The organism is Pseudomonas sp. MWU16-30316 (assembly GCF_020515645.1).
Lineage (GTDB): Bacteria > Pseudomonadota > Gammaproteobacteria > Pseudomonadales > Pseudomonadaceae > Aquipseudomonas > Aquipseudomonas cerasi.
On sequence record NZ_JAIZAZ010000002.1, the window covers coordinates 529248 to 546714 of the forward strand.

Here is a 17467-nt window from a genome sequence, read left to right on the forward strand (position 1 = left end):
GCAGTCGGTGTTGAACGGATCAGCAGGCTGCCTGAGTTGATAGGCACCAGTCATTGGTGCAAACCAAACCTAGCAGGGTCCAGACAGCACAAAACACTCGTCTAAAGATCCCTGCCAGATTACGGAAAATCACTACGCTGCGCCTTGATCAGTTCCCACATCCTGCTCCTCTTCGTTGCTGTGCAAGGCCACTTGCCGTATCGAAAGACGGATTTCGGCAGGCAATACGCGCTTGGCCGCCCCTTCCGCCAGTTCGCCCAGCATCGGGTGATAGCTCAGCTTGCCAGCACTGTCCTTGCGCAGCACGCCCAGGTCCAGCAGGGTCTGGATGAAGTGCCGGAACAGGCTCTTGTCGAAAAACTCCGGCGCATTGAGGCCGTGCAGAATCGACAGGCGCTGGGCCATGACCGTGCACAGGTCCTCGAGCTGTTCGGGACTCAGCGTGTTCTGCCCGCTGTTGAGCAACAAGGCGATCGCCATGTAGAAGCGCTGCAGGGTCTGGGCGATGGCGCGTGACAACAGGGTCAGCAAGACGAACTCGCGCGAGCTGGGCTCGGGTCGCACGTAGGCGTCCTTTTTGAAGCGCAACAGACCTTGTTCCACGAACGCAGCGAGCCATTGATCGACCACCTCATCCAGTTCGTTCAGCGGCCAGCGAATGAACAGCTCCGATTGGAGGAACGGGTACAGCGCACGTGTGTAGCGCAGGATCTGATCGCGGGTCATGCGCGACGAGCTCTGGAAAAAGCTCGCCAGCAGCGACGGCAGGGCGAAGATGTGCAGAACGTTGTTGCGGTAGTAGGTCATCAACACCGCATTCTGCTCGTTCAGGTACAGAATTTTGCCCAGCGCGTCTTTTTGCTCGGCGAGCAGGTCCATGCCTTTGACATGCTCGATCAGCGAGCGGCCGTCGCCTTCGGGCAGCGTCGTGTGCGGGGAGTACGGAACGGCGCGTAGCAGGGTCAGATACAGGTCGAGAACCCGCTCCATGGCCTGATCGTCCAGCGCCAGCCTTTGCGTCGACAGTAACGCCACGGCAACCAGGTTCATCGGGTTGACGGCAGCGGCTTCGTTCAGGTGCTGGGCCACACGCTCACCCAGGCGGTGCGTGGTCTCGCTCAGCCATTCGGGGCGAAATTGCGGGTCCAGTTGCTGTTCACGCCAGTCCGGTTGCTCGCCATCAAGGAACTCGGCCAGTTTGATGGGCGCACCGAAGTTCACCGAGACCTGGCCGAAGCGCTTTTTCAGCGCGCCAATGACTTTGAAGATATCGAAGATCGACTCTTTCTTCTTGGTTGCCCCGCGCAGCTCGCCCAGGTAGGTGCGGCCCTCCAGAACACGCTCGTAGCCGATGTACACCGGAATGAAGACGATGGGCATCCGCGAGTTGCGCAGGAAGCTGCGCAGGGTGATGGCGAGCATGCCGGTTTTCGGTTGCAGCATGCGCCCGGTGCGCGAACGGCCGCCTTCGACAAAGTATTCGACCGGAAAGCCCTTGATGAACAGCGTGTGCAGGTACTCGGTGAACACCGCCGTATACAGCGGGTTGCCCTTGAACGTGCGGCGCATGAAAAATGCCCCGCCACGTCGCAGCAGGCTGCCGACCACAGGCATATTCAGGTTGATGCCGGCGGCGATGTGCGGCGGCGTGAGGCCGTTGCGAAACAGCAGGTAAGACAGCAGCAGATAATCGATATGGCTGCGGTGGCAAGGTACATAAATGACCTCATGTCCCGGCGCCACTTCCTGAACGCCTTCGATGTGGCTGACCTTGATGCCATCGTAGATCTTGTTCCAGAACCAGCTGAGGACCACTTCCATGAAGCGGATCACCGAATAGGTGTAGTCCGAGGCGATCTCGTTGCCGTAGCTCAGTGCCCGTTCCCGCGCCTTTTCCTGGGTGATGTGTTCACGCTCGGCCTCTTCGATGATCGCCTGCTTGACCAGTGGCTCATCCAGCAGACCCTTGACCACCGTGCGCCGGTGCGAAACGTCCGGGCCGATCACGGCGCTTTTCAGGTTGCGAAAATGCACGCGCAGCAGACGTTGAGTCATGCGCAGCGTCAGTTCGTAACCCTTGTTTTCACCCACCAGTTCGCGCATGTGAATCGGCGCAGAAAACTGCACGCGGGTCTTGCGGCCCAGAATCAGGATGCTGACCAGACGGCGTAAGCGACCGGTCACCGCCCAGCTGTCGGCAAACAGCAGCTTCCAGGCACTGGACTCGCGGTCAGGTGACTGGCCCCAGAACACGCTGACCGGGATGATCTGCGCGTCTTCGCCGGGGTTCTGGCTGATGGCTGCAACCACACGCTCCAGCGTCGGGGGCGCACCGCGCTTGTCCTGGCGACCGAGCCAGTCAGGGGAGGGGGTCAGGTAAAAGAATGCGGCGGGCTCAATCAGGTTACCGACCGCCACCGACAGCACCGGACGAGGCAGACCGGCCTTGCGGCATTCTGTGTCGATCACTGCCAGATCGCTGATCGACGGCGATTGCAGCGCATAGAACACCGGGCGACTGCGGTCCAGATTCAGCGTGAAAGACGATTGATTGATGGTTTCCGAGCGAACCCAGAGATACAACAACCGGCGCAGGGTGCCGAACACAAGACGACGGAATGGAGAACGGGTCATACGGCTTCTGCTGAGTGAGGGGCGGGCGATTGCCCTGGATGGGCGCCAGTGTGACGTATCCCGCAGCGATCGGCAAAAGCGCCGTATGCCGGCTGAACGGATCAAGTCTGAATGACCGCGCACCGAGCCGGGTTCACCTCACGACGGCACGCATCGGCAACGTCGCAGCGAAAAATCCTACGAGGTTCGCCAGGTTATCTCTTCTTCGCCGTCGGCACTCACGCGTATCCAGCGATCGGCAGTCTCGTCGCTTTCTTCTTCAACCCAGGTGCCCGGGGCGCAACGTACTTCAACGTTCAAGGCCTTGAATGCAGCGCGGGCGCAGGCGATGTCGTCTTCCCACGGGGTCTGATCGCTGTCCAGGTGCAGGCTGTTCCATTTGCCGACCGCTTTGGGCAGCCAGGTGACGGCCACACTGCCCGCTGTGCATTTCCAGGTCTGGCCTTTCTGCTTCCATTCGCTGCAGGAGCCCAGCGCGTCGCCGAGCCATTGGGCGATGGCCTTGTGATCGACGTCTTCGTCTTTCAGGTAAATCTCGATATCGGGTTGGCGCATGGGGGCCTCTGTTGAATGCTTATTGCAGCACGAAATAATCGTAGCGCATGGAAACGGTGACCTTGAAAGGTCCTGGTTGCTCGATGACCGCTGCCCGACGTTCGGCGCTGGCGCGCCAGCCGTGCGGTGTCATGGCCAGCAGATCGGCGCGGGACTGGCCGTCGATCAGCTTCAGCGTGTAGCGCAGGGTTTCGCTGTGTTGCAGCTGCATGCCTTGCGGCACCAGCGACAGGTGCTTGTCATCGGCATAATCGCGCACTTCATCATAGAGCCGCTGACGCAGCTCCATCAGATGCTCATTGGTCGGGCCGACCCGCATCAGTCCGCCGCCTGGGGTCAGCAGGCGTTTGGCTTCCTGCCAGTCCAGCGGGCTGAACACGCTGGCCAGAAACTGGCAACTGGCATCCGGAAGTGGCACACGCGCCATGCTGGCGACCATCCAGGTCAGCGTTGGGTCACGACGGCAGGCGCGCTTGACCGCTTCACGGGAGATGTCCAGCGCATAGCCATCGGCATGAGGCAAGGCTTCGGCAATCTGCGCGGTGTAATAACCTTCGCCACAGCCGATGTCCAACCAATGCGCGGGGGATCGCTCGGCGGCCAGTTCAGCCAGACGTCGGGCTACCGGAGCGTAGTGCCCGGCGTTGAGAAAGTCGCGTCGCGCCTCGACCATGGCCTGATTGTCGCCAGGGTCGCGGCTGTTCTTGTGCTGCACCGGCAACAGGTTCAGATAACCCTGACGGGCGCGGTCGAAGCGATGATTGGCCGGGCACACAACGCCGTTGTCGGCAGTGCTGAGCGGCGCTGAGCAGATCGGGCAGGTCAGCATCAGGCGAGCAACTTGACCAGGGTCTGGTAGTAGATCTCGGTCAGCACATCCAGATCGCTGGCCAGAATACGTTCGTTGACCTGGTGGATCGTCGCGTTGACCGGCCCCAGCTCGACCACTTGGGTACCGAGTGTGGCAATGAAGCGACCATCGGAGGTTCCGCCGCTGGTCGAGGCTTTGGTGTCACGGCCCGTGACGCTTTTGATGCTTGAGGACACGGCGTCCAGCAACGCGCCCGGCTCGGTCAGGAATGGCAGGCCGGACAATGCCCAGTCCACGTGCCAGTCCAGTTCATGCTTGTCGAGGATGTCGGCAACGCGCTGCTGCAAGCCTTCGACGGTAGATTCGGTGGAAAAGCGGAAGTTGAAGACCGCCACCAGATCGCCCGGGATGACGTTGGTGGCGCCGGTGCCAGCGTTCAGGTTGGAGATCTGGAAGCTGGTCGGCGGGAAGAAATCGTTGCCATGGTCCCAGTGCTCGGCGGCCAGTTCGGCCAGGGCCGGCGCGGCCAGATGAATCGGGTTCTTCGCCAGATGCGGGTAAGCCACATGGCCTTGCTTGCCGCGCACCGTCAGCGTGGCCCCCAGCGAGCCGCGTCGACCGTTCTTGACCACATCGCCGACCAGTGTGGTGCTCGAAGGCTCACCGACGATGCACCAGTCCAGACGCTCGTTACGGGCCGCGAGGCGCTCTACGACAGCCTTGGTGCCGTGATGCGCCGGGCCTTCTTCGTCGCTGGTGATCAGAAATGCCACCGAGCCCTTATGATCAGGATGATCGGCGACAAAGCGCTCGGCCGCCACCAGCATGGCCGCCAGACTGCCTTTCATGTCTGCCGCGCCGCGCCCGCAGAGCATGCCGTGCTCGTCGATCAACGCATCGAACGGGTCGTTCTGCCAGTTCTGCAGCGGACCGGTCGGAACCACGTCGGTATGACCGGCGAAACACAGCACCGGGCCGTCGGTGGTGCCGTGGGTGGCCCAGAAGTTGTCGACGTCTTCGATACGCATTGGCTCCAGCTTGAAGCCGGCATCGCCCAGGCGCTGCATCATCACGGTCTGGCAATCGGCATCGACCGGCGTCACTGAAGGACGGCGGATCAGATCGCAGGCGAGTTGGAGGGTGGGCGAGAGGTCGGCTGGGGCCGTCATGTACAGAACTCCGGTAGCAAGACTTTGGGCGCGAAAAGGCAGATATCTTAAAGCAAAACGACGACCTGAGGCCGTCGTTTATCGTGCGCTGTGAATAGGTCAGGTTGTGGATGGGGCGGGGCGAGTTGCGCGAGCGGACAGGATTGCCATGGTAATGGCTGCCAGATAAGGGAGTGATTGTGCGAACAGCATGGTTATCCAGAAACCGGAATTCGTATCGATGGATGCCCTGCCTGTGAGCAAAAGCACAATCGCGATCCAGGAGATCGCCAAGGTAGACAGTTCTTCCCTTACATCGAGCAGGTTTTGTCCGATCCGGTTTGCAGAGGTATGTTTGGGCGTTCTGTAGAAAGGCATTGCCGAGGTGAAAAGCCCCGCCAGCACTGCCTTGCCCAAGGTCGGATAAAGCGCCATGCCGGCCAGTATCGCCGCCAGTGCCTCTTTGGTATGTGTGCTGACCAACTGCCGGTAGAGCACAATCATCTTTAACGAGCGCAGGGCAAACATCAGTATCAACGACGTGGAAAATATCCATGGCAGCGGCCCGAAAGTCTCGGGCTTAAGGATCATTGCCATCGACCAGGCCAACGCAGCCAGCGTTAACAGATAGTTCATTCCTTCTGCCACCCACGGCATCCACCCCGCGATGAAATGGTAGCGTTGCATCGCGCTCAGGGACTCGCAGTTTCCTGCAATCAGGCTTCCGGCGTGCCGCTTGACGATCTGCATAGCTCCATATGCCCAGCGATATCGTTGTTTCTTGAAGTCCATGAACGTATCGGGAGTCAGCCCTTTGCCATAGCTGATAGCGGCGTAACCCGTGGAGAAACCACTTTCCAGCATACGCAGGCCAAGTTCGGCGTCTTCGCATATACACCATTCCGCCCAGCCCAGTCGGTCCAGTGCTGATCGGCGGATCAGTGTCATGGTGCCGTGCTGGATAATTGCATCGTGATCGTTACGGATCACCATGCCGATGTTAAAAAAACCTTGGTACTCGGCCTGACAGCAATACTTGAACAGGCTTTCGTGACCGTCGCGATAATCCTGCGGCGATTGAATGACTGCAACCTTCGGGTCCGTGAAGTGGGGCACCATATGTTTGAGCCACTGTCGATGGACGCAGTAATCAGCGTCGATGACTGCCACTACTTCTGCGTCTTCAGCGGTATGTCTCAGGAGATAGTTAAGTGCACCCGCTTTGAATCCGGGAAGTGGACTGACATGAAAAAACTGGAACCGAGGGCCGAGCTGCTGACAGTATCGCTCGATAGGCTTCCAGATGGCCGGGTCCTGAGTATTGTTGTCGATGACCAGCACCTCGAAGTCCGGGTAGTCCAGCTTTTGCAGCGAGTCGAGGGTCCGTTTCACCATATCCGGAGGTTCGTTGCAGCACGGAACATGCAGGGAAACTTTCGGGGCGGGACCAACAGGACGATGGACGGGGCGGAAAGACCGTGGGGTGTCCGGTCCCCAGCAGGCTTCGAGGAATTCGTGCGTTTCGATACCCACGTAAGTCAGCACGCTGGCAGCCCAGATAAAGGCGACAGGCAGCGCGAGCCAGGCGGGCAGTGGCTGTGAGTAGTGCATGCCGAACCCTGACAATACGCAATAAGCCAGCACGATTATCAAGGCGCCTGTAGGCCACGACTCCGGTTTAAGGCGGGTGATAAGCCTGAGTATTTCCGAGAGCATGTTGACCGGCATTTTTACCGGGCCGTTGATGTGCAGTTTTAATCTGCGCTTTGCATCGAACAAACCCCAATTAGGCCCGGGCAGACCTTCTTCAGTCTTCCAGTGCTGATCGAAGGCTTCTATCACGAAATAGTCATGGCCGTGCTGATCCAGTAATGGAATCTGGTTGCGCAGGTATATCGAGTGCTCTGCGTCAGAGGTCGTCATCCGCCTCTTGGCGATGGCCTTGCTCGGCCAGCCAATCTCGGAAAGTATGAGGGGGGTGTCGGGGAATCTCGTTCTCAGTTCGTTCGCGTGTGCCAGAGTGATCGCGGTCGCGTCCAGCGCTGAAACGCTTTCCCAGAAAGGCAAAATATGGGCGGCAATGAAGTCGACATGCCTGACGAGTTCCGGCGTCTCGTACCATTGTGTCCATATCTCGGAGGTCGAAACAGGCACATTGACGGCGCGTCGTGCGGTCTGCAGATAGAGAATAAGCAGGTCGATCGGAACATCATCACGAAACAGGACTTCATTTCCCAAGACCAGGCGTTGCACGCTGGAGTAACGGTTGGCGAGTTCGATCCCTGCATTTATTTCCTCGATATTGTGCGTTTCATCCTCTGTTATCCACACGCCAAGCGTGACATTCATGCCAAGTGCTTCGGCGAGTTCGGGGATATGCATCAATGTCCCTCCCACCGAGTAAGTTCTTATATTCCGTGTAATGCTTCGAAGTAGCAGCAGGTCTTCTCTTATCTGATCACGCGTCGGAAAAATCTGTTTGTAGGGGCTTTGGCCCGGTCGAAAAGGGGCGTAGGCCACGCCAGAGATCATTGCAGGCCAGTTGGGCGGATAGTTGAACCTGGTTTTGAACAGGTTTTTCAGCCACGTGCCTGCCTTGTTTGAATATTCATCCATGTCTGCAATGTGCTCCATGCTTGTTGCGCCGGTGCCGCGAGTTCCCTTCGCGTTGATTAACCTTAGTCGTCCTCGTTCATTGCCGTTTGCAATGCTTAGACTCTTTTCCTCGGGCTTTTCCAAAAACGGTATGGCGTTTAAGCAGTCAGCGTTGATCGCGTTCTGAGATCATTATTTTTTACTTCCCTTGAGTCTCTGGGGCAGCTCGTCAACGGACAACGACCTCGCCTGCCGGGAACAAGTCAGGTGTCTTGCCGTCGACAAACCCCTATAATGCGCGCCGGTTTTTGAGGTATTGATCATGAGCGCAGAAGATCCACGGTTCGCGGGTATCGCCCGTCTATATGGCATCGAGGGGTTGGCACGCCTGCGCGCGGCTCATGTGGCGGTGGTGGGTATCGGCGGTGTGGGCTCCTGGGCGGCGGAAGCGATGGCGCGCAGTGGCGTGGGCGAGATTTCGCTGTTCGACATGGACGATGTCTGTGTCAGTAACAGCAACCGCCAGTTGCATGCGCTGGGCGGTACGGTCGGCCAGCCGAAAGTCGAGGTGATGGCTGAGCGTATCCGCGCGATCAACCCAGATTGCATTGTCCACGCCGTGGCTGATTTCGTGACCCGCGACACCATGGCCGAGTGCATTACCCCTGACATGGACTTCGTGATCGACTGTATCGACAGCGTCAATGCCAAGGCTGCGCTGATTTCCTGGTGCAAACGACGCAAGATTCAGATGGTCACCACCGGCGGGGCGGGTGGGCAGATCGATCCGACCCTTATTCAGATCGCCGACCTCAACCGCACCTTCAATGACCCGCTGGCCTCCAAGGTGCGCTCGACCCTGCGTCGGGATTATGGTTTTTCACGTACGCCGAACCGTCACTACAGCGTGCCTTGCGTGTTTTCCAGCGAGCAACTGCGCTACCCCAAGCCGGATGGCAGCATTTGTCTGGAAAAGAAATTCGTCGGCGAGGGCGTAAAGCTCGATTGCGCCGGTGGTTTCGGTGCCGTGATGATGGTGACCGCGACCTTTGGCATGGTTGCCGCCACCCGTGCAGTGGACAAGTTGGTGGCGGGCACGCGACGGCCTTCGGAGCGGGTCAAGCCAGCGGCTGCAACGCCCGATCAGGCTTGAGTCAGATGGCGCATCTTCTGCAGTACGGCATTCAGGCCGTTGCTGCGCGAGGGTGAGAGTTGGCGGGCGAGTCCCAATCGATTGAACCAGTCAGGTAAATCCACGGCTGCCAGTTCTCGCTCCGACAGGCCGTTGACACGCGCCAGCAGCAGCGCTACCAGACCGCGAATCAGTCGAGCGTCGCTCGCAGCTCGAAACAGCCAGGCGTCGTCGCTGACTTCGCCGGTCAGCCAGACCTTGCTTTCACAACCGTGCACCAGATTGTCGTCGGTCCTTTCTTCGTCACTCAACGGCGCCAGTTGATCGCCCCATTGCATCAGCAGGCGCGCGCGCTGTTCCCAGCCTTGTTGCCGGGAAAAACTGTCGAGCGCAGTTTGCGCCAATGCGGGCAGGCTCATCGAAGCAGCTCCAGTGCCTGATCCAGTGCGCTGAAGAACTGCAGCAGATCGTCCGAATCGTTGTACAGCGCCAGTGACACCCGAATCGCGCCGGGCAGGCCAAGGGTCTTGAACAGCGGCATCGCGCAGTGATGACCGGCGCGTACGGCTATGCCCTGTTCGGTCAGCAGGTGGGCCACATCGGCATTGTGAATACCGTCGACGACGAAGCTGACCAGTGCCAGATCCGGCGAGCCCAGAACCTGAATGCCGTCCCGCTGCTGCAGGCCCTCGAGCAGGCGACGGTGCAGTCTGGCTTCATGTTCTGCAACCGCCTGATGGTCGAGACTGTCCAGATAACCCAGCGTAGCGCCCAGGCCGATCACGCTGGCGATGGGCGGGGTGCCGGCTTCGAAACCCAGGGGGGCCGGACGAAATTTCGCGTGCTGATAATCGGCCGTCAGCACCATCTCGCCGCCGAACTGCCAATGCGCGAGGCTGGGCAGCGCCTCGTTGCGTCCGTAAAGCACGCCGAGTCCTTCCGGGCCGTACAGTTTGTGGCTGGAAAACACATAAAAATCGCAACCCAGCGCCTGCACATCGTGGCGTCCGTGCACCACGCCTTGTGAGCCGTCCACGACGGTGAGTGCGCCTTGGGTCTTGGCCAGTGCGATGAGGCGGGCCAAGGGTTGCCAGGTGCCGAGCACGTTTGAGAGCTGGGTGACTGCGAGCAGGCGTGTGCGCGGTCCGATCAGGTTGGCTGCCGCATCGCAGTCGATCACGCCATCAATGTCCAGCGGCAGAATTACCAGTTTCAGGCCGCGTCGCTGAGCCAGTTGCTGCCATGGCAGCAGATTGGCGTGATGTTCCAGCGCGCTGATGGCGATTTCGTCGCCCGCAGCGAATTCATGTTCCAGCCCGTAGGCCAGCAGGTTCAGCGCAGACGTTGCGCCATGGGTGAAGATGATCTGGCCGTGTTCACCGGCATTCAGCCAGTGGGCGACCTTGCCACGGCTGGCCTCGAACGCCTGGGTGGCGTGCGCGCCGGGCAGATGCTGGGCACGATGCACGTTGGCGGCACCGTTGGTGTAGTAATGAGTCAGGGCGTCGATCAGCGCCTGAGGCTTCTGCGTCGTGGCGGCATTGTCCAGATAGGTCTGGCCTTGCCGTTGCAGAGCGGCGAGTGCGGGGAAGTCGCTGCGCCAGGGAGAGAAGAGGGGCATTGTTCGTCCAGCGTGTGGAGGCGGGTTCAACGCCATCGGCCTCGAACCCGCACACAGCATCAGTTATGAGCGTGCAGTGCTTCGTTCAGCTCGATGGCCGACTTGTGGGTTTTGCATTCCACTGCGCCGGTCTGAGAGTTGCGACGGAACAGCAGGTCTGTCTGACCTGCCAGCTCACGGGCCTTGACGATCTTGACCAGCTCATTGTTTTCGTCGAGCAGCGCGACCTTGGTACCTGCGGTCACATACAGACCCGACTCCACGGTGTTGCGATCACCCAACGGGATGCCGATGCCGGCGTTGGCGCCAATCAGGCAGCCCTCACCGACCTTGATGACGATGTTGCCGCCACCGGACAGCGTACCCATGGTCGAGCAGCCGCCGCCCAGATCCGAACCCTTGCCGACGAATACGCCGGCGGAAACGCGGCCTTCGATCATGCCCGGGCCTTCGGTGCCGCCATTGAAGTTGACGAAGCCTTCGTGCATGACGGTCGTGCCTTCGCCGATATAGGCGCCCAGACGCACGCGAGCGCTGTCAGCGATACGAACGCCGCTCGGCACAACGTAATCGGTCATTTTCGGGAATTTGTCGACCGAGAATACTTCCAGCAGCTCGCCCTTGAGGCGTGCTTCGAGTTGACGCTCGGCCAGTTCGACCAGGTCGACCGCGCCCTGGCTGGTCCAGGCCACATTTGGCAGCAGGGGGAAGATGCCTGCCAGGTTCAGACCGTGCGGCTTGACCAGGCGGTGCGACAGCAGATGCAGCTTGAGGTACGCCTCGGGAGTCGACGTCAGTGTGGCGTCTTCAGCCAGCAGGGTCGCGACCAGCGGCTTCTGGCTTTCGGCCAGGCGAGTCAGCAGTGCGGCTTGAGTCGTGTCCACGGATTTGACCGCTTCGGCCAGCTTGTAGGCCAGATCGACATTGAAGGTGATTGCCTGGTTGCCGCCGGTGTAACCCAGAACCGGTGCGATGGCCGCTACCAGTTCCGCAGAAGGATTGATCAGAGGCTGAGCATAAAATACTTCAAGCCATGCGCCTTGACGATTTTGGGTGCCGACGCCGAAGGCCAGGCTGAACAGGGTGGTGGACATGTAAATACCTCGTGGCTTTATCAAGGGGCTTTCAGTAGCGCTCTGGCTTACTGTAAAGCCGCTGCATACAGGTCAGGCTTGAAGCCGATCAGGGTTTTATTGCCCAGATCAAGCACTGGACGCTTGATCATGGACGGCTGCGCGAGCATCAGTTCTATGGCTTTCGCCTGGTCGAGATCGGCCTTTTGTCCGTCTTCGAGCTTGCGAAAGGTCGTACCTGCGCGGTTCAGCACAACCTGCCATCCGTGTTCATTGCACCACTGCTCGAGGTGCTCACGGTCGATGCCCTGGGTCTTGTAGTCGTGAAATTCGTAGCTCGCCGAATGCTCGTCGAGCCAGGTACGGGCCTTTTTCATCGTGTCGCAGGCTTTGATGCCAAACAGAGTGTAAGTCATTGTTTAAGGTGGGGTGGCTGATCTTGCTCGATACTCCCCACGTCCTCTCCTCGCAATTTAGCCGACTATTATGCCACGTCATTCCGTTCAGTGTTGTGACAGCGCCAGTACAGAGACTGAACGGAAACTAGATAATAAGGCTAACCATCATTAAGAAAACTTCACCCGCTCACGCTTGAGTCGCTGGCTGCTGCGGGCAATTATTACTCGTCATTTGAAGTTTGGGTGCGTTATGTCTGAGCAAGAGAAGAAGCGTCAGGAAGCGCTTGTCCGGCAGCGTTATTACAGGGAGCGTCAACGTGCCGAGGGATTCAAGCAAAGTACCCTCTGGATTCACGGTGAAGCCGAAGCCCAGGGCCGGCTGGCTGCTCGTGAAGGAAAGCCGTTGCTGCCCATGCAGTCTCATGATCCTGTCAGTTGGGCGGTCGGCTGGGTAGCTGAAAAGCTGCGAACCCGAGAATAGTCAGCACTTTTCTCAGGCGGTCACGCCACACGTGCGAAACGTATGGCGCACTGTTGATTGCAGCAGGATCAGCACCTGTTCGAACGCTGTCCTGTCAGGGCGTTTCGAATTTCGAGTTGCTCCGGTCCGCGTAGATGGCGCTCATCACGGCGATATCATTGCTGCTGAGCGTCTTGCCCACATTGATGATCTCGAAATCGCCGAGGGTCAGGCCGTTGGGGATATCGAAATGCATGACCGAATCACGATCGTAAGCCGAATGGTGGAAATCGGCGGCCTCGTACCTGTCGAAGAAATTGATATTGATCTCTTCGTCACTCAACCCGGTTTGCGAAAGCAGTGAGCGCACCAGTGGTTCGTTCCAGGGGATGTTTGCCTGCGGATGTTGATGCTCGTGAACCGCGCCCAATGCGTGTCCGAATTCATGCAGAACGATACGCGTCAGGTCCGGCATTGGTTTCAGGTCCGCCGCGTACAGTTCTTTGACGTTGAACTCCATGGTCGATTCATCAGGCTCGGCCAGCAGGGTATCGGTGCCTATGGCGCTCCAGTTCAGATGTTCATTGAAGCCAATTCGGATATCGCTCGCTCCGTCCGTCACGAACTCGAATTTCAGGTTTATGTGCGGCAGCCATTTGCTTGCCGCTTCCACGATGGGGGCTGTGAGGGTGGCTGGAGGATTCTTAAGGAAAAGAACTTTCAGGGTTCGCCCGCGAGCCCAGTATTTGCTGAACGAAACCAGCAGGCGCGCCTGCTGCCTTGGCTGGCCGGTGTCGTCGGTTTCCGAGTTGTAAGCAGGATTGATAGCCGCGTTGGCGGGATTTTCGTGAATCGCTGCTTCATACGAAGCCTGGTGATTTCCAGCGCTGCGCATGCAGCAGGATGCGGGCAGTTTTACGCCTTTGGGAGCAGTGGATGCGGGCATGGGATTGGCCTTCATGGTGATTCGCTCCGTGTCCGGAAGCATGAAAAATGAAGGTTGAGAGTACGTTCACGCAGCGGGCGGGAGGTGGTAACTAATTACCCCGCCGCACATTGCATGCGGCGGGGTGATTTTTTTGGGTTTGGCTTTTACTTGCTCAGGAAGGCTCGGATACGTTCGGCCGCTTCGATGCATTCCGCCAATGGTGCCACGAGTGCCAGACGCACCCGGCCTGCGCCAGGGTTGACGCCGTCCACTTCGCGGGAAAGGTACGAGCCCGGTACTGCGGTGACGTGCTGATCGACGAACAGATCGCGGCAAAATGCAGCGTCATCGGTACCAACATTCGGCCACAGGTAAAAGCCGCCGTCCGGGCGCTGAACGTCGAGCACCGGGCTCAGGATGTCGAGCACCGCAGCGAACTTCTCGCGGTACAGATCACGGTTGGCGCGTACGTGCTCCTCATCATTCCAGGCCGCGATGCTGGCCAGTTGAGTCTGAACCGGCATGGCGCAGCCGTGGTAGGTCCGATACAGCAGGAAGGCCTTGAGGATCTCCGCGTCACCCGCCACAAAACCGGAGCGCAGGCCCGGCAGATTGGAGCGCTTGGACAGGCTGTGGAAGACCACGCAGCGTTTGAAATCCTTGCGGCCCAGCTCGACGCAGGCACTGAGCAGGCCCGGCGGCGGGGTTTGTTCGTCGAAGTACAGCTCGCTGTAGCACTCGTCCGCAGCAATGACAAAGTCATGTTCGTCAGCCAGGGCAATGAGCTTTTTCAGAGTTTCAACCGGGATCAGTGCACCGGTCGGGTTGCCTGGCGAGCACAGAAAGAGGATCTGGCAACGCTTCCAGATATCCGGGCTGACGGCATCGAAATCGGGATTGAAACCGTTCTCGCTCAGGCATGGCAGGTAGTGCGGCTGAGCTCCGGCCAGAAAAGCGGCGCCTTCATAGATCTGGTAAAACGGATTCGGGCTGATCACCAGGCCGTCATCACTGCGATTGACCACGGTCTGGGTGAAGGCGAACAGCGCTTCGCGCGTGCCATTGACCGGTAGTACATTGCGCGCCGGATCGATCCAGTCCTGTGGCACGTCGAACCGACGGCTGCACCAGCCGGCAATGGCTTCGCGCAGTGCCGGAATACCCAGCGTGGTCGGGTAAACCGCCATCTGATCAAGGTTGTCGGCCAGCGCCTTGGCAACGAAATCGGGGGAGCGGTGCTTCGGTTCGCCAATCGACAGCGCTACCGGACGCTTTTCCGGATTGGGCGTTACGCCGGCCAGCAAAGCGCGCAGCTTCTCGAACGGGTAAGGCTGAAGCAGTTGCATGGCGTTATTCATGGAACGTGTTCCTCAATGAGCTGCGTTGAGTCGATTCGTATGACCGAGTATTCATATGCTGATCCGCAAATCGCCGCCTGGCTCTGAGTTGACGCTCAGTTGCTTGACGATTGCATCCTGCAACTGGCGGCACAATTGTGGATCGGACAGTGGGTGATTGTTGGCGTCGGTGATGAAGAACACGTCTTCCACACGTTCGCCCAGCGTCGCAATCTTGGCGTTTTGCAGGGACAGGTCGAATTCCAGGAAGATTTTGCCGATGCGCGCCAGCAGGCCGGGGCGATCCGGTGCCAGCAGTTCGAGTACCGTCACCGGACGCTGGGCGTCGTTGTGAATGGTGACTTGCGGTGCGAAAGCAAAGTGCTTGAGCTGCCGTGGCACGCGGCGCTTGATGATTGTCGGGTAATCATCCGGGTTGCGCAGGGCCTCGGTCAGGCCTTCGCGGATATCCTGAATCCGCTCCGGATTGTTGCCGATCGAACCGCCTTCATGGTCGAGAACGATGTAGGTGTCGAGTGTGAATTTGCTGCTGGACGTAATAATACGCGCGTCATGAATGTTCAGGTTCAGCTGATCCATCGCCGCCACGGTCACCGCGAAGAAATCATGCTGATCCGGGGCGTAAATGAAGATCTGTGTACCGCCCTCGAATTCACGCTGCGTGGTCTCCTTGATCAGCACCAGCGGCCCGCCGTCGGCCGGTTGCTGCAGAATTGCATCGCTATGCCAGGCCACATCGCCTGCGGTGTGACGCAGGAAATAGTCGTCGCCCAGCGCTGACCAGAGCTGCTCGACGTCATCCGGATCGGTGCCGTTGCGTACCAGAATATCCAGCGCGGCAGTCTGTGTGCGACGAATCTGTTCTTCGCGGTCTACCGGATTTTCCAGGCCGCGGCGCAAGGCTCGCTTGGTCTCGGTGTACAGCTGGCGCAGCAGGCTGGCACGCCACGAGTTCCAGAGCGTCGGATTGGTCGCATTGATGTCGGCGACGGTCAGCACATACAGGTAATCCAGATGCACTTCATCGCCCACGAACTGGGCAAAGTCGTGGATGACCTGCGGGTCGGAAAGGTCCTTGCGCTGGGCGGTGGTCGACATCACCAGATGGTTGCTCACCAGCCAGACGATGAGCCGGGTGTCCCACGCAGGCAGATGATGGCGCGTGCCGAACGCCTGTGCGTCGATTGCGCCCAGCTCCGAGTGATCACCGCCACGACCCTTGCCGATGTCGTGATAAAGCCCGGCCAGGTAGATCAACTCCGGCTTGGGCAGACGGCCCATGATCTTGCTGGCCAGCGGAAATTTCTCGGACACTTCGGTGTATTGCAGCTTGCGCAGGTGTTTGATCAGATTCAGCGTGTGCGCATCGACGGTATAGATGTGAAACAGGTCATGCTGCATCTGGCCGACGATATGGCCGAACTCGGGCAGGTACAGGCCGAGAATGCCGTAGCGGTTCATCCGGCGCAGGTTGCGATGAATGCCGATTTCGCACTTGAACAGCTCGATGAACAGGCTGGTGTTGCGAATATCATTGCGGAAGTCATCGTTGATCAGGTGACGATGTTCACGCAGCAAACGAATGGTGTCGGCACGCACACCCTTTATTTCCGGATGCTGGGCCATGAGCACGAAGATTTCGATCATGGCAAACGGGGTGCGCTTGAAGACGTTCGGGTGGGTAGCTTCTATATACCCGTCGTGCAACTGAAAGCGTGAATTGATCGGCTGTGCCGTACCGCTGTCGTCGGAAAGAATCACTTCTTCGAAATGCTGGATGATCAGATCGCTGAGTTCGGCGATGCTCATGACCACTCGGTAGTACTTCTGCATGAAGCGCTCTATGGCCAGCTTGGCATCGTTGTCTTCATAGCCCAGCAAGCCGGCGATGCGTACCTGATAATCGAACAGAAGCCGGTCCTCGGAGCGTCCGGCCAGCATGTGCAGCGCGTAACGCACCTTCCACAAAAACTCCTGAGAGGAGGCGAGCAGGGCGTTTTCGCTGCCCAGCAGGAAGCCTTCGCCTGCCAGCGCATGCAGGTTCAGCGTGCCGTACTGGCGTCGCGCTACCCAGAGGATGGTCTGAATATCGCGCAGGCCGCCTGGAGAACCCTTGACGTTGGGTTCCAGGTTGTATTCGGTGTCGTTGTACTTGTGGTGACGTTTTTTCTGTTCCGCGTGCTTGGCGAGGAAGAACTCCTTGCTCGGCCACATGTGCTCGGTGCTGGTGACTTCCAGCATGCGCTGGCGCAGATGCTCGGGGCCGGCGATGGTGCGGCTTTCCATCAGATTGGTGATCACGGTCAGGTCGGCGCGGCCTTCCTGTGCGCATTCGTTGACCGAGCGTACGCTCTGTCCGACTTCCAGGCCGATGTCCCACAGCAGCGTCAGAAACCGCTCGATGGGTTCGCGGAAAACTTCGTGGTCGTCGCTGTCCAGCAGGATCAGCAGATCGATGTCCGAGTACGGGTGCAGCTCGCCGCGGCCATAGCCACCCACTGCCAGGAGCGCGATGTCGGCGTCTTCACTCCATTCGAACTGATCCCAGGCCTTTTGCAGGATGTTATCGACAAACCATGCCCGGTCCTCGATCAGTCGTCGAATGTCACGGCCCGACCGGAAGCGCTCATCAAGGACGTCTCTCGCTTTGCGGATGGCCTTCTTGAACGCAGCGATGGGGCTGGCTTTCAAGGCCAGTTCGGCCTGGAACTGGCCACGATCGAACAAGTCTGGATCTACTTGCGGCATTGAGCA

General features: G+C 59.1%; 14 protein-coding genes. 2 read left to right on the forward strand and 12 right to left on the reverse strand.

From position 1 onward, the window contains the following. Positions 1–132: 132 nt before the first annotated feature. From plsB to LCH65_RS09185, 5 genes are all read right to left on the reverse strand, one after another. On the reverse strand, positions 133–2634 hold the full coding sequence (gene plsB, locus LCH65_RS09165) for a glycerol-3-phosphate 1-O-acyltransferase PlsB (protein ID WP_058398134.1): 2502 nt from the start codon (positions 2632–2634) through the stop codon (positions 133–135). Between the two features lie 177 nt (positions 2635–2811). Then, entirely contained in the window at positions 2812–3189 is a 378-nt protein-coding gene (locus LCH65_RS09170; protein WP_046719794.1) for a hypothetical protein, read from the reverse strand. Positions 3190–3208: 19 nt separating this feature from the next. Beyond that, the gene (locus LCH65_RS09175) at positions 3209–4018 is read right to left on the reverse strand and encodes a putative RNA methyltransferase (RefSeq protein ID WP_003433405.1); all 810 of its coding nucleotides are present in this window, start codon (positions 4016–4018) and stop codon (positions 3209–3211) included. Further along, positions 4018–5169, reverse strand: coding sequence for a succinyl-diaminopimelate desuccinylase (dapE, locus tag LCH65_RS09180; RefSeq protein WP_003433402.1), 1152 nt, complete (start codon positions 5167–5169; stop codon positions 4018–4020). The genes LCH65_RS09175 and dapE overlap by 1 nt, the downstream gene beginning before the upstream one ends. A gap of 99 nt (positions 5170–5268) precedes the next feature. Further along, positions 5269–7764, reverse strand: a complete 2496-nt coding sequence (locus tag LCH65_RS09185; RefSeq protein WP_226439459.1) for a glycosyltransferase family 2 protein — start codon at positions 7762–7764, stop codon at positions 5269–5271. 301 nt (positions 7765–8065) lie between these two features. On the opposite strand from LCH65_RS09185, the gene tcdA reads away from it, so the two are divergent. Further along, on the forward strand, positions 8066–8896 hold the full coding sequence (gene tcdA / locus LCH65_RS09190) for a tRNA cyclic N6-threonylcarbamoyladenosine(37) synthase TcdA (RefSeq protein WP_003433397.1): 831 nt from the start codon (positions 8066–8068) through the stop codon (positions 8894–8896). Here the strand turns inward: tcdA and LCH65_RS09195 are convergent. The 4 genes from LCH65_RS09195 to LCH65_RS09210 are packed head-to-tail and all read right to left on the reverse strand — an operon-like array spanning position 8887 to position 11985. Further along, on the reverse strand, positions 8887–9294 hold the full coding sequence (locus tag LCH65_RS09195) for a SufE family protein (RefSeq protein WP_003364878.1): 408 nt from the start codon (positions 9292–9294) through the stop codon (positions 8887–8889). The two genes, tcdA and LCH65_RS09195, sit on opposite strands and share 10 nt — an antisense overlap. Then, on the reverse strand, positions 9291–10496 hold the full coding sequence (locus LCH65_RS09200; protein WP_003364876.1) for a cysteine desulfurase: 1206 nt from the start codon (positions 10494–10496) through the stop codon (positions 9291–9293). The genes LCH65_RS09195 and LCH65_RS09200 overlap by 4 nt, the downstream gene beginning before the upstream one ends. 59 nt (positions 10497–10555) lie before the next feature. Beyond that, positions 10556–11590, reverse strand: a complete 1035-nt coding sequence (gene dapD, locus LCH65_RS09205) for a 2,3,4,5-tetrahydropyridine-2,6-dicarboxylate N-succinyltransferase (protein ID WP_003364873.1) — start codon at positions 11588–11590, stop codon at positions 10556–10558. A gap of 47 nt (positions 11591–11637) precedes the next feature. Continuing rightward, entirely contained in the window at positions 11638–11985 is a 348-nt protein-coding gene (locus LCH65_RS09210) for an ArsC family reductase (RefSeq protein ID WP_003364871.1), read from the reverse strand. Positions 11986–12217: 232 nt separating this feature from the next. Between LCH65_RS09210 and LCH65_RS09215 the strand changes: the two genes are divergently transcribed. After that, positions 12218–12448 carry a hypothetical protein gene (locus LCH65_RS09215; protein WP_003314288.1) on the forward strand — a complete coding sequence of 77 codons (231 nt, stop codon included), beginning with the start codon at positions 12218–12220 and terminating at the stop codon, positions 12446–12448. A 94-nt stretch (positions 12449–12542) separates the two neighbouring features. On the opposite strand, the gene LCH65_RS09220 is transcribed toward LCH65_RS09215, so the two are convergent. From LCH65_RS09220 to LCH65_RS09230, 3 genes are all read right to left on the reverse strand, one after another. After that, the gene (locus LCH65_RS09220; protein WP_054080753.1) at positions 12543–13388 is read right to left on the reverse strand and encodes a matrixin family metalloprotease; all 846 of its coding nucleotides are present in this window, start codon (positions 13386–13388) and stop codon (positions 12543–12545) included. A 131-nt stretch (positions 13389–13519) separates the two neighbouring features. Next, positions 13520–14713 carry a succinyldiaminopimelate transaminase gene (dapC, locus tag LCH65_RS09225; RefSeq protein WP_003433390.1) on the reverse strand — a complete coding sequence of 398 codons (1194 nt, stop codon included), beginning with the start codon at positions 14711–14713 and terminating at the stop codon, positions 13520–13522. A 51-nt stretch (positions 14714–14764) separates the two neighbouring features. After that, positions 14765–17461, reverse strand: coding sequence for a [protein-PII] uridylyltransferase (locus LCH65_RS09230; protein WP_003364865.1), 2697 nt, complete (start codon positions 17459–17461; stop codon positions 14765–14767). Positions 17462–17467: the final 6 nt, after the last annotated feature.

What these genes read in the sequence shown, in the direction of transcription:
- plsB (WP_058398134.1), bottom strand. Translation starts at nt 2,634, where the DNA reads ATGACCCGTTCTCCATTCCGTCGTCTTGTGTTCGGCACCCTGCGCCGG.
- LCH65_RS09170 (WP_046719794.1), bottom strand. Translation starts at nt 3,189, where the DNA reads ATGCGCCAACCCGATATCGAGATTTACCTGAAAGACGAAGACGTCGAT.
- LCH65_RS09175 (WP_003433405.1), bottom strand. Translation starts at nt 4,018, where the DNA reads ATGCTGACCTGCCCGATCTGCTCAGCGCCGCTCAGCACTGCCGACAAC.
- dapE (WP_003433402.1), bottom strand. Translation starts at nt 5,169, where the DNA reads ATGACGGCCCCAGCCGACCTCTCGCCCACCCTCCAACTCGCCTGCGAT.
- LCH65_RS09185 (WP_226439459.1), bottom strand. Translation starts at nt 7,764, where the DNA reads ATGGATGAATATTCAAACAAGGCAGGCACGTGGCTGAAAAACCTGTTC.
- tcdA (WP_003433397.1), top strand. Translation starts at nt 8,066, where the DNA reads ATGAGCGCAGAAGATCCACGGTTCGCGGGTATCGCCCGTCTATATGGC.
- LCH65_RS09195 (WP_003364878.1), bottom strand. Translation starts at nt 9,294, where the DNA reads ATGAGCCTGCCCGCATTGGCGCAAACTGCGCTCGACAGTTTTTCCCGG.
- LCH65_RS09200 (WP_003364876.1), bottom strand. Translation starts at nt 10,496, where the DNA reads ATGCCCCTCTTCTCTCCCTGGCGCAGCGACTTCCCCGCACTCGCCGCT.
- dapD (WP_003364873.1), bottom strand. Translation starts at nt 11,590, where the DNA reads ATGTCCACCACCCTGTTCAGCCTGGCCTTCGGCGTCGGCACCCAAAAT.
- LCH65_RS09210 (WP_003364871.1), bottom strand. Translation starts at nt 11,985, where the DNA reads ATGACTTACACTCTGTTTGGCATCAAAGCCTGCGACACGATGAAAAAG.
- LCH65_RS09215 (WP_003314288.1), top strand. Translation starts at nt 12,218, where the DNA reads ATGTCTGAGCAAGAGAAGAAGCGTCAGGAAGCGCTTGTCCGGCAGCGT.
- LCH65_RS09220 (WP_054080753.1), bottom strand. Translation starts at nt 13,388, where the DNA reads ATGAAGGCCAATCCCATGCCCGCATCCACTGCTCCCAAAGGCGTAAAA.
- dapC (WP_003433390.1), bottom strand. Translation starts at nt 14,713, where the DNA reads ATGAATAACGCCATGCAACTGCTTCAGCCTTACCCGTTCGAGAAGCTG.
- LCH65_RS09230 (WP_003364865.1), bottom strand. Translation starts at nt 17,461, where the DNA reads ATGCCGCAAGTAGATCCAGACTTGTTCGATCGTGGCCAGTTCCAGGCC.